Genomic DNA, 13,780 nt, shown 5'->3' with positions numbered 1-13,780 from the left:
TGATAAATCGTGTGGCTAGTTGGTGGCTCAGTCCGAGGCGGTCTGCAGGCGTCCTTGTGCGCTTGCAACGGCCCAGATTCCCCGAGGGGCTGTGCCTTGCAGCTCGCGCACCTGATCAATTCCGAAAATATTCAGCGCCCTGGTGTACCTGGAGCTGAGTTCCTTTTTGCCGCAGATGGTCAGCGACAGGGCGTCGTTGGTGGCTTGCTTGCCAAGAACGGAACGGATTTCAGCACCGATCATCATGCCAGAGAGATAGTTACTGACTTCGTTTTTTTCCAAACGCTCGGTCAGAACCAAGGTTCTCGCGGAGAAGGCCGTGAGCATCAGATCCGCAGCGCCCTCGCCCGATTGCGATACCTTCACACCTCGCTCAAAGGCCGACCAATTCGCCGATGGTGCTGGCTCGATGAGCTTGGAGAGGATGGACTGGGTGCTGAGCAGTGCAAACGTCTCACCAGTCATGGAAGTGCAGAATTCGGTAATCGTGCGTCCGGAGACCTTGACCCATTTGGAGTGCGTCCCCGGGAGCAGGAACAGCTGCTCTTCGGAGTCATCTGCGTTCAGGGCGGCAAAATCAATGGCACCGAGGATTTGAGTTTCTTCGCCCCGCATGACGTCTGGAAGTTCTTTGAGGTCCAAGACGCCGGGAATGATCTGCATCGTTCGGCCCGGAGCGATCTCCACTGATGCCAACTCGAATTCTGGATCAGCCAAATTGGCTGGAACTGGTCGGTAGGCCGCTTCGGTCCAGCCTTGCTGACTGCCCACCATTCCGCAGGCGATCACGGGGACATTCTCGAAGTTATCCAGCCAATCGCCGCACAGTTCGGTCAGCGTCGCCTTGAAGGCCTCATCGAGGGACTGGTTCTCGGCTTGTGCCTTCGAGGCCACTTGCATGATGCCAAGAGCTGCACTGCGTTCCGCCACGATGTGGCCATCGGCGCCCATGAGGTAGGCGCGTGCGGACGTAGTTCCCCAGTCCAAGGCGATCAACTGGGCTTCGGCGATGTTTGTCATAACTCCTGTTTTCATTTCATGGACTGCACAAGATCGTTCAGCTGTGCTCCCCTTCACATCTGAATAGTGTCCGAGGTATCCCAATAGTTCAAAAGGCGTTGTATATAGTGGGATGAAATACTTTGATCATTTCATACCAAGGAACACGTCATGACCATGAATCCCGAACCCACCACTGACGATTCAATTGACGCTCCTCCTCCGGGCACGCTCACACTTGCTCGAGGACTGGAAATTCTGCGCGCTGTTGGCCGCGGTGCGACGAATCTGAATGAAGTGGCAGCCGCAGCCAATATCGGAAAGAGCGCTGCGCAACGCATGGTGAAGCTCTTGGTGCAGCGCGGATTCCTGCGCAGCACCCATGGCACCGACTTCAGCCTGGGCCCGGCACTGATCGAGCTGGGTTTCCACGCCCTCTATCAAAGCCCGGTCCCTGTTATTGCGAAACCCATTTTGGAAGAGCTCGCCCGCAAGTACCAGGACACGGTGCATCTGGCGGTGGAAGACGAAGCACAGGTGCTTTATGTCGACAAAGTCCCCGGAACTCGCGGCGCGCAAATGCGCTCACGAGTCGGACAGCGCATGCCTCTGAGCCGCACCGGCATCGGCAAAGCGCTCCTGCTTGATACTCCCCTGCGCTGGGAATCCACCTTTGATTCCGAGTCGCCTGTAGAACAGGCCTCGCATCAAACCAAGGAGGCGTTCCTATCCAGGATGAAAGCCTACGCAAAAGAAGGCATCGCCTTGGACCTGGAAGACAATGAGCCTGGCATCCGATGCGTCGCCGCACCGATCCGCGACGGCAGCGGCCAGATCATCGCCGCCATCAGCATGTCTGCCACTAATCCCTACATGCCTGACGAGCGGATGAAAGCGCTCAAGTCCGTGATGGGATCTACCGCCACGCAAATTTCGCGCAAGTTGGGCTACTCGGGCAAGACCTTCTAGGACGCTTCGCATTTTGAGCGCGAAACGGCAGTCCCATACCTAGATGTGGACCGGATGTCCCTCCGCCTATTCGACATCGACAAGCACCGATTCCGCGAAGTCCGCCACGCTTGGGACAGGACTAGGAAAGTCGTGCGGATTGAGCCCTGGTCGATCGTGGTTACTGATCTGGATAACGGAAAGAACTTGGATACCGTGGACGGTCGCCGTGGCACCGCAGTGAAACGATGGTAGAAATCCCGGCCACGGTATTGGTATCAAAGTGTGCAGTACGTCGCAATCTACAAGTCATCGGAATTCTGCAAGGCGGTGCGAGATAATCTGCCGAAGGCTAGGGTCAGCGTGGATCATTTCCACGTGATTCAGCGGGCGACTCTGATGATCATGCAGGTCCGCCGGCGCAGCTCCCACGAAGTGCACGAGCGTCGCGGCCGGGCGGCTGATCCGGCCTTACAAGTACCGGCAGCTGCTGAGCTGCAACTAGGAGAACCTGTCGATCGAGCAGGTTGAACGATTGAAGGTGATCATGGAACTGACGCGGAATTCGGGGTGATTCATGCGAACAAGGAGCGCGTGCGGCAACTGTTGAAAGCCGCGGATACCCATGAATTCCAATCCAGATGGGCGGTGCAGCAGAAATCCCTGATAACAACAAAATGGTTGAGGTGAAGTCGATGTACCGCACATTCGCTGCGTGGAGGAGTGAGTTTTTGGTGTTCAGCCGAACGAGGCTGACGAACGCCAGGAAAGAGGAAGCGAATCTGACAGCGAAGAACCTGAAACGGATTGGTCGGGGTTATAGGAATCATGGGCATTATCGGCTTCGGATATTGTTATACACGGCAGGGTTGCGGCCCTGCCGAGCACTCTGCACCACGCTTAACTTTTAAGAGCCCGTGAAGACCTTTCTTGTGGCGCCCGGCCGACAAGCACCCCGGCCAGGAACGCCACCGCGCTCATGTACCAGTTATTCGTCGCCGCCAGGTTGATCCCGGGGGTTAGCACCACCATCGCCGCATCTCAGAGCCTGCACCCAGCGATCCGGACCGCCACCTACAAGAAGTTCAGATCGAAGAATGCCAGCGCCCAGTCGAATTCGGTTCCCGTGGTGGCGGACGCGTTCTCGGCGAACCTGCAAGCGTCGAAGAGCGCGGTCCAGTCCGAACAGCAAGGTTCAGGTGTAGGCGTTCTTGAAAGCGACGGCCACCAGTGCGACCACCACGTTGAGGAGCACTAGCACTCGCTCGATGGTGCAGAAGCACGGGTTGTTCCGCCCCGGATTGCTGTATTACCCCAGCGGACCGCCGATAAGCACGGTGAACTTGCGCAAAAACGCGTCGCTGCGGCTGAGCACGCTGTTTTGCCTCGTCATCGACGCGCCACTCAAGGCAAAGGGACTCTTACTCGGAGGCCTCGGGGAACTGCGCGGCCAGCCGTTCCAGGGTGCGTTCCATATTGGGCCCGGTACTCCGAGTGAATCCTAGGATCCGTAACACCCACTTGTGCCGTAACCGGCTCGCATCCCAGGTTTCGCTGACCATGGTCCCGGACCCTATAGCTTCCAGCTCGTAGCGCCACCGATGCCCGCTGAAGTGCCGCCAAGCGATCTGCCGGTCCTGCTCGAATTCCACCACGGTATTGCTGATCCGGTACGGGACACCCAGACGCATCTGCATGCCGAACTCGCTGCCCAGGCTGAGCTTGCTGCCCTGCGCATTCGAGGCCCGCACCGTTCCTGAGCCGTCGATGACCGGGTGCATGGCCGGATCCCTGAGCAGTTCGAAGATCTCTGAAGGCGCGGCGGCAACGAGGCGGCGGCGGGTTTGCAGATACGGGGATGGATTCATCAGCCCATCCTATTCCGCATCTGGTCCTGAGCCCGGCAGCCGGGCCTCTCCTCAACGATTCAGTTGTGCCACTCGGGTTTGACTTGTACCACCAGAAAAGTCACAGGTGCTTCGGCTCTGCTTCCTCGCCCGACTCGCCGATGCCTGCCCGGTCATGCGGATACAACTCCGCTCCGGTGCGAATTATCAATCAGCCAATCAGCCCGCCATGGCCAAGAGCTATCGGCCAGTGGCGGGCTCTTGGCGGGTCGGCAAGCAAGCTTGCTGCATCCAGACCTCCTCGGCACTCCAGCCCTGCCCGAAAACGACCGAATTTGGTGTCCTTCATGGCCTTTGCCGCGATGGGCGCAAGAATTCCTGGCATCGCCATGCCCAAGAGTTAGTCCAGTTCGAGGATCCGGGTCATGTAGATGCTGTTAGGGTCCTCCAGATAGGAACCGAAGGGCTGGCATTGCTGGAAGCCGTGCTTTCGGTACAGCGAGCGTGCAGGTGCGAAGAACTCCATCGCTCCCGTTTCAAGGGATATGCGCGATAGCTTGCGCTGCGCGGCATCCTCCAGAGCATGGAGCAGCAACCGGGAAGCGACGCCTTGCCCGCGGAAGTCCGGGTCCGTCCGCATGCTCTTGAGCTCCTCGTGGCCCGGCTCCAATACCGCCAACGCACAGGTGCCCACGATGCGCTGGTCCTTCTCCGCTGTCCAGAGCCGGACGGTTGGCTGGCGTAGCGCAACCAAGTCCAATGCATGCTGGGACTCCAGCGGCGACTGCGGCGCCATGTCAGCAAGGTGGGCTTCGAGGAAGGCTCTCAGGGAGGGATCCTCGAAGTCTGCGGGTTCAATGGACAACGTCATGAGCGACAAGATATCAGCAGTTTGTATCGGAGATGTTACGGGCAGCTAGTTGCCCTTTGGCCACCACGGCTCACAAATGCTCGGGCCCGGCTTCTTCTGTGTGGCCTCCCGATTCTCCGGTGATGCCCTCCTGCGGATATAGATCAGCTCCGGTGCGATCCTTCAAGGTCAGGGTGGCGATCAGCGAAGCGCCCACCCAGATGAACAGGTAGGTGGAGACCGCCACGGTGGTATTGAACTGGCCCACCAGCGCCGCGGCAATGGTCGGGGCGAACGCGCCACCAATCACCGAGCCCAGGGCGTAGCTGATCGAGGAACCGCTCAGACGGATGCGGGCCGGGAACAGCTCGGCATACAACGCTGGCAACGGACCGTAGGAGAAGCCCATGAAAGCGCCGAAGACCACCAGGGACACAGTGACCCAGGCCAGGTTCCGGGTTTCGATGAGCAGGAACAACGGGAAGAGCCAGGCCAGCAGCAGCACCCAGCCGATGATGAACATCCTCTTGCGCCCAATGCGGTCCGAGACCACTCCGCCGATCCAGGTGGAGATCAGCCAGGCCAGCGAGCCGATGGTGATGATGTTCAGGATGTCGCCAGCCTGCAGTTCCAGCTTGTTCGTTGCATAGCCCAGGATGAAGCCGCCGGTGAGCATGTACCCGGCAGTGTTGTTGCCCATGAATACCAGCGTCGCCTGGATGACCTTCTTGGGGTGCTTGCTGAACAGCGTGGACAGCGGGGCCGACTCGGTCTGCTTGGTCCGGGCCATTTCCTCGAAGACCGGGGACTCCTCCACGCGCTGGCGGATGTAGTAGCCGATGAGGATCAGCACGAAGCTGAGCAGGAACGGGATGCGCCAGCCCCAGGCCATGAACTGCTCCGGAGAGAGAACGGCGGCGATAATGGCGCTGACCGCGGAAGCCAGCAGCATGCCGGCCGGGACGCCGAGCTGCGGGAAGGCGCCGAATTTGCCGCGGGCATGATCCGGCGCGTGCTCCACTGCCATCAATGCCGCACCGCCCCACTCGCCGCCGGCGGAGAAGCCCTGGACGATGCGCAGGAAGATCAGGAGAATCGGAGCCCAGATGCCGATGCTCGCATAGGTGGGCAGCAAGCCCACCAATGTGGTGCCGACGCCCATCAGGACCAGGGTAATGATCAGCACCGCTCGGCGGCCGTACTTGTCGCCCACCCGGCCCATCACGATCGCGCCCAACGGCCGGAAGAGGAAGCTGATGCCGACGGTGGCGAAAGCGATGATGGATCCCAGCGACGCTTCGGCGGGAGTGAAGAATTGCGGGGCCAGGACCAGGGCCGCCGCATTGGCGTAGATGAAGTAGTCGTACCACTCCACGGTGGTGCCCACCATGGTCGCTCCCGCGACGCGTTTCTGCTCCTTGGTCATGCGCCCGGGTACTGCAGCTGGAGTGCTCATGATTCCCCCTCGTTGTTGCGAGTATGCAGGAATCACTTTCCTCCGCCCCAGCACCCCAGTGCTGGCCGTTCATGCAGGATCGACTCCCTGCCTTGATAGTAGGCCTCTGCCGAACCCGCTACAAGCGGTATTTCTCCATGCGCGCCGCTCCCCTGGTTGTTCGCGTTGCTCCTGCAAAAACCTGTCAGGCTTGCGCGAACAGCTTGGTCGCATCAGCCATGACCTGCTTCGCTCCGCCCTGGTTCCAGCTCTCGAGTTGGCGCGTGGCACCATTGCCGAAATTCGCGAGCGAGTCCAGGTAATCGGCCACGAACTGTTCATCGCCATTGCGCTGCAATTGGCGGCCCGCGTAATCGAGCACCCGCTGGATCATGGCCTTGGCAGGCACGGGAGTCCTGGCTTCGCTATCGAAATAGGTGCCTTCCACTCCCGACTTCGCCGCTTGCCACAGGCCCAGGTCGAGAACTTCGGACGCTGCCGTGGTGGCAGGGCTGTCCGTTTCCGAAGCGGTATCCACGATGGCCCGGATGAGCAAAGCCAGGGCCACGGATTCGCCGGCTGCCATCTGCGTGTCCGCCGCCCGCACTTCAATGGTCGGATGGTTCACCGATAAGCGGGCAAACCAGCCGATATGTCCCGGATCAAGCAACGCCCCGGAGGTGATCATGTCCTCAATGCGCTGCTGGTATTCCTGCGCCGTCGCAAACGCCGGCGGGATGCCTGCCGCAGACCATCTGCGGTAGTGCACCGTCCGCCACGACGCGAAGCCGGTCGGCTCCCCGTTCCAGATGGGAGAGTTCGCGCCCATTCCCGCAATCAGCGGCAACCAGCCGCGCAAGGCATTCAGCGCCCGGACTCCGGCGGCGGCATCCGGGACATGCACATGGATGTGCAGTCCGTTGATGAAATGCTCGCGGGCGATCCCCGGGACGAACTCGTGGATGGTTGCGTAGCGCTGGCCCTTGGTGAACTCCGTAGAGCTCGGAAGTCCCAGCGCCGTTCCCGAAGCAAAGGGAAGCACCTGGTGCTCGCGGCAGATCCGCTCAATGGCGGCGCGCCGCCGCACCAGCGCTTCCACGGCTTCTTGCGCAGAGGTGCAGATCCCGGTGACGATTTCCAGCTGGCTGGCCAGAAGTTCGCGGTGGACCGTGGTGCCCTGCAGATCGAGGCCAAGCAGCTGGGCGCTGAGCTCATCGGCCATCGGCACCGGGGCGGCAGTATCCGGATCCACGAGGAAGAATTCCTCTTCGATCCCAAAGGTCCTGGTCATGGATGCTGGTTCGCCTTCCCTGTACAGCAATACGAACTGAACATTAGACGGCAGCTGGCCCCGACGGCCGTTCCCGGCAGGAAACCCAGCGATTTTCCAGCTTCGCCGCAGGTGCGGACGCGGCTGTTCTCAGGCGCCCGTTCACCCGCCTCGCCCTACGCCCGATAGCTCCCCCGGGCACTTGCTGACTGCTTTTCACAGCTGCTACTGAGCTTGCGGCCATGCAAGCACAAGCCCGAGTGCAAGGGCTTGCAAAGTGTGCCACGCTCTAATCACCGCGGCTTGTCAATGCACTGCAAGAAGCCAAGCTGCGGGCCGTCACGCCCACTTGGAGGCGCAGCTTCAGCCGGCCGGCCACTGGCCAGCCGGACTGGAATTACTGGATTGATCCGAAGTCGAACGCAGCAGGAGGACAGACCCATGATCAGCACAGAACAACTTCAGGAACTCAGCGCAATTGGCGGCACCGTCATTGGCCCCGACGGCCAGAAGATCGGCAAATTCGGCCAGATTTTCCTTGACGACCGCAGCGGGCAGCCGGAATGGGCGACCGTCCGCACGGGCCTCTTCGGCCTCTCCGAGAGCTTCGTTCCGCTCAGCCAGGCAACCGTCGCCGGCGATACGCTCTCGGTGCCCTATAACAAGCAGACCGTCAAGGACGCCCCGAACATCGATCCGGAGGGCCAGCTCACCCCAGAGCAGGAGCAGGAGCTCTACCACTACTACAGCCTGTCCTACCAGGAAGCTGACCAGGCCGCCGTGCAGCCCGGCGTCCCGGAGACCGATACCCGCGCCGAGTATGCGCGGGAAGACGTGCGTGATCCGGGGGCCGGCACTTCCCAGGCCTCTGCCATCCGTTCCGAGGAGCGGCTGCATGTGGGAACCGAAAGCGTGGATACCGGCAAGGTACGCCTGCGCAAGCACGTGGTCACCGAGGATGTGGCTACCACGGTGCCGGTGAGCCATGAGGAAGTGAGGCTTGAGCGCGAGCCCATCACGGATGCCGAAGCCGCTGGCACCAGCGGAGAACTGGCTGAAGACGAGCAGGAGGTGACCTTGCACGAGGAGCGCCCCGTCGTAGAGAAGACTGTTGAGCCAGTTGAGCGGGTCAGCCTGGAAAAGGAAACAGTCATCGAGGAAGAACGCCTCGAAGCGCAGTTGCGCAACGAACAGGTTCAGGCCGAGGGCTGGGAAGGCGGCCGGCAAACCCGCTAGCGCCGGCGCGCTGGCTTAGCGCAGGAGCTGAACCTGCACGCAGCGGTGATCGGGGTGGAATCCGGCGGGTGCCGGGTTCCGCCCCGATCCACGCACCTCCGTTGCTGGACGTTCCCTAGGTACTGGAAGATTCCCGTGCCATCCAGCCGGCAATCCCCTAGCGTGGCTAGCATGACGGCGGCCGGCATACCGGGCCAACGTTTCCTTCCGATCGCAACAGCCAGAATGAAGGAGCAAGATCATGGAACATCCAAAAGATCCTGTCATAGCAACACGTCCGCTGGTGCAGAAGGCCGCCCTGGCGGTCGGCATCGTGTTCTTTCTGGTCGGTGTCCTCGGATTCATTCCGGGAATCACCACCAACTACGAATCGCTCTCTGGTGCCGGCCACCACTCTGAAGCCAAGCTGCTGGGCATCTTCCAGGTCTCGTACCTGCACAATGCCGTGCATCTGCTCTTCGGTGTTGCCGGCTACCTGATGGCGCGAACCGTGCCTGCTGCCCGCAGCTACCTCATTGGCGGCGGAATCATCTACCTGGCCCTGTGGGTCTACGGGCTAGTCATTGATTTCGACAGCGCCGCCAACTTCATCCCGCTGAACGATGCCGATAACTGGCTGCATCTGGGGCTCGGTGCGCTCATGATCATCTTGGGATTGCTCCTCTCCCGCAAGGCGACCGGACAGCATCGGGACCCGCACGCAGCTTGACCAGATGCTCAATTGCTGAAGCGGGCACCCCGGCATGCCGGGGTGCCCGCTCTGTCCACGCAGCCATGGCAAAGTCCTCAGCGTCATCGCCATACCCAATTCCTTGGAACGCCTGGATGGCCGAACGCCGGGATTCTGGGAATCCCAGGAATCTAGGCGAGTTCGCTGGCGCAGTCGCGGCAGATGACGCCTAGGCCAGTCTTCTGCACGGCTTGGCTGCGGTGGCGGATAGTGAAGCAACTGGCGCAGAGGAACTCATCCGCTGCTTGCGGGAGGACTTCAACGCTCAGGTCTTCCTCTACGATGGCGCCAGGGAGCTCCACGCCATCGGAAAGGTCGGTTTCTTCAAGCTCGGCCACAACGCTCTTCGCGTCGGGGGCATCGGCTTGTTGCACGTCCTTGAGCGTCTTCTCGGACGCCGCGGCGAAATCCGGACGAACCTCGTCATAATCTGCAGCCATGTTCCTGCGTCCACAGGTGGGAGAATACGCGACAACCACAGCGTGGTGGCGTGCCCTTCGATCGCCAAAGCCCTGGATGACGGGCTCCGGTCCAGCGCAGCGAAGCCGCCGTCCGGAAGGCTGGCTTCGACGGCGGCTTGGCCGGCTGGCGGCCAATTGCTAGGAGCTGAGCTCCGCGGCAATGGCGCTGTTGAACGCATCAAGGTCGCCTGGATTGCGCGAGGTAATCAGCACGAAGCCGTTTGCCGGGCAGCGGAAAACCTGTTCGTCCTTCCAGGTGCCGCCGGCATTGACGACATCGGTCTTGATCGAGGTGTACGAGGTCAAGGTCTTGCCCTTGGCCAATCCGGTTTCCACCAGCAGCCATGGCCCATGGCAGATGGAAGCGATCGGCCGGCCCGAACCGGCAAAGGACTTGGCAATGCGCTGGGCATCGGCATCCAAGCGGAGATTGTCGGCATTCAGCGTCCCGCCGGGGATCAGCAGCAGGTCGAAATCCTGTTCGTTCACTGCCGCCAGCGCTTCACCGGCTTGGAAGACCTCCCCCAGATCCCAATCGCCGACCAGCGACTTGACCTGGCCGGCCTCCGGGGCCGCGATCACCACTTCCGCACCGGCTTGGCGCAAGTGCTCCACTGGCTTCTTCAGCTCATCCTGCTCGACTCCGCGGTTGGAAACTGCCGCAAGAACTTTCTTGCCTGCTAGGTCTGGCATATTCATGCTCCTTTCATCGTCCACAGCCCACTGTGCTCTGGGCAGCTACCGCAGGCAAGCAGCAGTCAGGAAGCATCCAGCTGCCGGCTTCGGATCGGGCCTTCGCAGTGCTGCCATGCGCCTTGAACGCGCACAGCAGGCCTTGCCGCGGTAGAAGCGGCAAGGCCTGCTGTGCTGGGAAGAAGATGATCAGGCGTTGATCAGCTCGGCATCTTCCTTGGCCTTCTTGCTAGCACGCACGTGCTTGTAGGCGGTGAAAGCCAGCGTCAATGCGAGGATCGAGTACAGGGTGATCGTGATTCCGCTGGAAACCAGGATGCTCGCATCGCCTTCCGAGACGGTCAGTGCACGGCGCAGCTCGGTTTCGGCCAGCGGGCCGAGGATCACTGCAATCAGAACCGGAGCCAAGGGGATCTCGTAGCGGCGCATCACGAATCCAACCAGTCCTACACCCAGCAGGATCCACAGATCCAGCAGCGCGGCGCTGATGGCGTAGACGCCGAGGACCGAGAGCACGGTAATGCCTGCGTACAGGTAGTGGCGCGGAACCAGCAGCAGCTTGGCCCACAGCACCGCGAACTGCATGTTCATGACCAGCAGGATCACCAGTCCGATGAACAGCGAGGCCAACAGGGTCCACACCATGGGGCCGCTGCGTTCGAACAGCAGCGGGCCTGGCTGCATGCCGTACTGCTGGAAGGCGGCGATCATGATGGCCGCGGTAGCGCTGGTGGGCAGGCCCAGGGCCAGCAAGGCGCCCATGGCGGTGCCCGCGGTGGCATTGCCAGCGGCTTCCGGAGCAGCCACGCCTCGGATGGAACCGATCTGGCCGAATTCGATATCGCCGCGGCGCTTGGCCAGGCGCTTTTCGGTGCCGTAGGCCAGGAAGGTCGGCACCTCGGAACCGCCAGCAGGGATGATGCCGAAAGGCAGGCCGAAAGCGGTACCGCGCAGCCATGCAGGCAGGGCCTTCTTGATGTCGTGGCGGTGCAGGCGCGGACGGCCGCTTGGCTTGATCTTCACGGCTTCCGGGTCGCGGTGGATGCGCGAGGCAATGTGCAGTACTTCGCCCAGGGCCAGCAGGCCCACGGTGATCACCACAATGGAAATGCCGTCGAAGAGCTGCGGCAGGCCCAGGGTGTAGCGGATGGTTCCCGAAGGCCCATCCACCCCGACCATGGCCAAGACCAAACCGATGCCCAGGGCCACCAGGCCCTTGACGATCGAATCGGAGACTACCGAGGAGATTGCAAGGAAGGCGAAGACCGCCAGCGCGAAGTATTCAGCCGGACCGAAAGCGGTGGCCAGCTTGACCAGGGTCGGGGCGAAGAACACCACGACGGTGGTGGCCAGCAGGCCGCCTATGAAGGCGCCCATGGCCGCAGTTGCCAGGGCCTTGGCGGCCAGGCCGCTGCGGGCCATCCGGTGGCCTTCGAAGGTCGAGGCGATCGCCGAGGAATTGCCTGGCGTATTGAGCAGGATGCCGGAGGTGGAGTCGCCGAACAGCCCGCCGTAGTAGACGCCGGCGAACATGATGAACGCGGCGGTGGGATCCAGCGAGAAGGTAATAGGCAGCAGCAGCGCCACGGCCATCGCCGAGCCCAGGCCGGGCAGCACGCCTACGGCGGTGCCCAGCAGGGCACCAAGCAGCACCCACAGCAAGTTCATTGGGGTCAGTGCGTTTGAGAATCCCTCAAGCAGCAGATTGAGCTGTTCCATCTAGAGCAGTCCTTCCAGGAATCCCGCAGGCAGGTTCAATCCCAGTCCGGCGTTGAAAGCCAACTGGATCACGCAGGAGAAGAGCAGTGCAATGCTCACGTCGAATAGCGCCTTCTTGCTGCCCAGTGCGCGGGCAACGACCCAGAACAGGGCTGCCGCGCTGAGGATCCAGCCGGCGTAGGGCAGGATCAGGATGAAGCCGATGACGCCGGCAACCACCATGCCCATGGTCTTCCAGTCCGACTGGGTCTTGTACTGCTTTTCTTCCGCGGCCGGCGCGGCTGCGCCGCCACGCGGGGAGCGGAAAATCTGGATGGTGTGGGCGATGACCACACCGTAGAGCAGCACGCACACAATGGTCGGGAAGAACTGCGGGCCGGGGACCGACTTGCCCAGTACCTCCATGGTGGCGGTCTGCCAAGTCAGGAAGACCGCCAGGGCCAGTACCAGAGCCGGGACGACCAGTTCGCTGCGCCCGCTGAAGAAGTTCTGGGCAGGGGCGTCGTTACGGCGGGTGCCGGTGCCGTTGCCGGTGCCTTCTGTTGCTTGGGGTGCTTGAATGCTCATAGTCCCAGTCCCTTGACGATTTGTTCCGTGACTTCGATTTCGCTGTCTACGTAGTCTTCGAATTCCTTGCCGATCATGAAGCTGTCGGTCCAGTTATTGCGCTCCAGCGCATCTTTCCACTGCTCGGATTCATGGATTTCGTGGACCATGTCCACGAAGACCTGCTTGTCCTCTTCGGTGATGCCCGGGGCACCGACGAAGCCGCGCCAGTTGGCCATGACCGCGTCAACTCCCTGTTCCTTGAAGGTCGGGACGTCGACCCCCGGCAGCCGTTCTTCCGAGGAGATGGCCAGCGCCCGCAGGTTTCCGGCCTCGATCTGGTCAGCTACTTCGTTATAGCCGGACATGCCGCCAACGGTGGTGCCTGCCAGCATCGAGGTCAGTGCCTCGCCGCCGCCGGAGTAGGCGATGTAGTTGGCCTTGGACGGGTCGATGCCCACTTCCTGGGCCACCGCACCGGTGAGCAGGTGGTCAATCGAACCCAGCGAACCGCCGGCAATCGAGGTTTTCCCCGGGTCCTTCTTCCAGACCGCGATGAACTCGTCCAGGGTCTTGATCTCGGACTTGGCCGGCACTACCAGCACCGCGTAGTCATCAGACATGCGCGCGACCAGCTCCACGTCCTTCATGGTGGCTTCGGAGTTGGCCAGCTCGATTGCGCCGATCATCACCCCTCCGGTGGCCATGAGCATGTCGTGGCGCCCGGTCATCTGCACGAATTGGCTCAAGCCGATGGTGCCGCCAGCTCCGGGGATGTTCGTGACCTGCACGTTGTTCACTGCGCCGATGGACTTCAGTGCCTGCTGGGCTTCACGGGCGAAGCCGTCCCAGCCGCCGCCGGGCGAGGCAGGTGCCATGATGACCAACTTGTTCCGCGCCGAGGACTCTCCGCCCGACGCTGCCGCGTTGGTGAATGCGAGTCCCGCTACCGCCACGACGACAACGCCGTACAGGGACCGGCTCAAGATGCGTTTGCTCACCATTTTCCGTAACCTCATTGTTAGTGATTCACCTCACCGATTCCC

Annotated in this window: 14 protein-coding genes and 1 pseudogene; 5 read left to right on the top strand and 10 right to left on the bottom strand. The window is 61.6% G+C overall.

Annotated elements, in window-relative coordinates; all coding sequences use genetic code 11:
* Positions 1-27 precede the first annotated feature (27 nt).
* Positions 28-1,020, bottom strand: a complete 993-nt coding sequence (locus AC1Z36_RS04360; RefSeq protein WP_483561726.1) for a 2-dehydro-3-deoxygalactonokinase — start codon at positions 1,018-1,020, stop codon at positions 28-30.
* A gap of 150 nt (positions 1,021-1,170) precedes the next feature.
* On the opposite strand from AC1Z36_RS04360, the gene AC1Z36_RS04355 reads away from it, so the two are divergent.
* From AC1Z36_RS04355 to AC1Z36_RS04345, 3 genes and pseudogenes are all read left to right on the top strand, one after another.
* On the top strand, positions 1,171-1,968 hold the full coding sequence (locus tag AC1Z36_RS04355; RefSeq protein WP_287041613.1) for an IclR family transcriptional regulator: 798 nt from the start codon (positions 1,171-1,173) through the stop codon (positions 1,966-1,968).
* Positions 1,969-2,010: 42 nt separating this feature from the next.
* Positions 2,011-2,858: pseudogene (locus AC1Z36_RS04350) on the top strand (ISL3 family transposase); the annotation flags it as partial.
* A 68-nt stretch (positions 2,859-2,926) separates the two neighbouring features.
* The gene (locus AC1Z36_RS04345; protein WP_105662125.1) at positions 2,927-3,205 is read left to right on the top strand and encodes a hypothetical protein; all 279 of its coding nucleotides are present in this window, start codon (positions 2,927-2,929) and stop codon (positions 3,203-3,205) included.
* A 163-nt stretch (positions 3,206-3,368) separates the two neighbouring features.
* Here the strand turns inward: AC1Z36_RS04345 and AC1Z36_RS04340 are convergent, their stop codons facing one another.
* From AC1Z36_RS04340 to AC1Z36_RS04325, 4 genes are all read right to left on the bottom strand, one after another.
* Complete coding sequence (locus AC1Z36_RS04340) at positions 3,369-3,815, bottom strand: SRPBCC family protein (protein WP_402741503.1); 447 nt, start codon at positions 3,813-3,815, stop codon at positions 3,369-3,371.
* 379 nt (positions 3,816-4,194) lie between these two features.
* Entirely contained in the window at positions 4,195-4,665 is a 471-nt protein-coding gene (locus AC1Z36_RS04335; RefSeq protein ID WP_483561725.1) for a GNAT family N-acetyltransferase, read from the bottom strand.
* A 70-nt stretch (positions 4,666-4,735) separates the two neighbouring features.
* Positions 4,736-6,100 (bottom strand): MFS transporter, encoded by a 1,365-nt coding sequence (locus AC1Z36_RS04330; RefSeq protein WP_483561724.1) that lies wholly within the window; start codon positions 6,098-6,100, stop codon positions 4,736-4,738.
* A gap of 184 nt (positions 6,101-6,284) precedes the next feature.
* Positions 6,285-7,370, bottom strand: a complete 1,086-nt coding sequence (locus AC1Z36_RS04325; protein WP_483561723.1) for a carboxylate-amine ligase — start codon at positions 7,368-7,370, stop codon at positions 6,285-6,287.
* 420 nt (positions 7,371-7,790) lie between these two features.
* Here AC1Z36_RS04325 and AC1Z36_RS04320 point away from each other — a divergent pair, with 420 nt between their 5' ends.
* Both AC1Z36_RS04320 and AC1Z36_RS04315 read left to right on the top strand, forming a co-directional pair.
* Entirely contained in the window at positions 7,791-8,585 is a 795-nt protein-coding gene (locus AC1Z36_RS04320; RefSeq protein WP_483561721.1) for a YsnF/AvaK domain-containing protein, read from the top strand.
* 241 nt (positions 8,586-8,826) lie between these two features.
* Positions 8,827-9,294, top strand: coding sequence for a DUF4383 domain-containing protein (locus AC1Z36_RS04315; RefSeq protein WP_105658756.1), 468 nt, complete (start codon positions 8,827-8,829; stop codon positions 9,292-9,294).
* 152 nt (positions 9,295-9,446) lie between these two features.
* Here AC1Z36_RS04315 and AC1Z36_RS04310 read toward each other — a convergent pair whose 3' ends face one another.
* The 5 genes from AC1Z36_RS04310 to AC1Z36_RS04290 form a co-directional block, all read right to left on the bottom strand.
* Positions 9,447-9,755 (bottom strand): DUF4193 family protein, encoded by a 309-nt coding sequence (locus AC1Z36_RS04310; protein ID WP_402741499.1) that lies wholly within the window; start codon positions 9,753-9,755, stop codon positions 9,447-9,449.
* A 159-nt stretch (positions 9,756-9,914) separates the two neighbouring features.
* The gene (locus AC1Z36_RS04305; protein ID WP_402741498.1) at positions 9,915-10,469 is read right to left on the bottom strand and encodes a type 1 glutamine amidotransferase domain-containing protein; all 555 of its coding nucleotides are present in this window, start codon (positions 10,467-10,469) and stop codon (positions 9,915-9,917) included.
* A 189-nt stretch (positions 10,470-10,658) separates the two neighbouring features.
* Entirely contained in the window at positions 10,659-12,188 is a 1,530-nt protein-coding gene (locus AC1Z36_RS04300) for a tripartite tricarboxylate transporter permease (protein WP_332499253.1), read from the bottom strand.
* A complete protein-coding gene (locus AC1Z36_RS04295) occupies positions 12,189-12,755 on the bottom strand; it encodes a tripartite tricarboxylate transporter TctB family protein (protein ID WP_402471533.1) in 567 nt (188 codons plus the stop codon). It abuts the gene before it with no gap.
* A complete protein-coding gene (locus AC1Z36_RS04290) occupies positions 12,752-13,738 on the bottom strand; it encodes a Bug family tripartite tricarboxylate transporter substrate binding protein (protein WP_402471535.1) in 987 nt (328 codons plus the stop codon). Before AC1Z36_RS04290 ends, AC1Z36_RS04295 begins: the two co-directional genes overlap by 4 nt.
* Between the last annotated feature and the right edge of the window lie 42 nt (positions 13,739-13,780).

It is taken from the genome of Glutamicibacter sp. BS14 (genome assembly GCF_056934375.1).
The sequence above is the reverse complement of the archived record's forward strand: the minus strand, read 5'-3'. Positions and strand labels throughout refer to the sequence as shown.

Coding starts and splice junctions, on each gene's coding strand:
- AC1Z36_RS04300 (WP_332499253.1), bottom strand. CDS start 12,188: ATGGAACAGCTCAATCTGCTGCTTGAGGGATTCTCAAACGCACTGACC.
- AC1Z36_RS04345 (WP_105662125.1), top strand. CDS start 2,927: ATGTACCAGTTATTCGTCGCCGCCAGGTTGATCCCGGGGGTTAGCACC.
- AC1Z36_RS04320 (WP_483561721.1), top strand. CDS start 7,791: ATGATCAGCACAGAACAACTTCAGGAACTCAGCGCAATTGGCGGCACC.
- AC1Z36_RS04360 (WP_483561726.1), bottom strand. CDS start 1,020: ATGACAAACATCGCCGAAGCCCAGTTGATCGCCTTGGACTGGGGAACT.
- AC1Z36_RS04355 (WP_287041613.1), top strand. CDS start 1,171: ATGACCATGAATCCCGAACCCACCACTGACGATTCAATTGACGCTCCT.
- AC1Z36_RS04325 (WP_483561723.1), bottom strand. CDS start 7,370: ATGACCAGGACCTTTGGGATCGAAGAGGAATTCTTCCTCGTGGATCCG.
- AC1Z36_RS04290 (WP_402471535.1), bottom strand. CDS start 13,738: ATGGTGAGCAAACGCATCTTGAGCCGGTCCCTGTACGGCGTTGTCGTC.
- AC1Z36_RS04310 (WP_402741499.1), bottom strand. CDS start 9,755: ATGGCTGCAGATTATGACGAGGTTCGTCCGGATTTCGCCGCGGCGTCC.
- AC1Z36_RS04330 (WP_483561724.1), bottom strand. CDS start 6,100: ATGAGCACTCCAGCTGCAGTACCCGGGCGCATGACCAAGGAGCAGAAA.
- AC1Z36_RS04305 (WP_402741498.1), bottom strand. CDS start 10,469: ATGCCAGACCTAGCAGGCAAGAAAGTTCTTGCGGCAGTTTCCAACCGC.
- AC1Z36_RS04340 (WP_402741503.1), bottom strand. CDS start 3,815: ATGAATCCATCCCCGTATCTGCAAACCCGCCGCCGCCTCGTTGCCGCC.
- AC1Z36_RS04315 (WP_105658756.1), top strand. CDS start 8,827: ATGGAACATCCAAAAGATCCTGTCATAGCAACACGTCCGCTGGTGCAG.
- AC1Z36_RS04335 (WP_483561725.1), bottom strand. CDS start 4,665: ATGACGTTGTCCATTGAACCCGCAGACTTCGAGGATCCCTCCCTGAGA.
- AC1Z36_RS04295 (WP_402471533.1), bottom strand. CDS start 12,755: ATGAGCATTCAAGCACCCCAAGCAACAGAAGGCACCGGCAACGGCACC.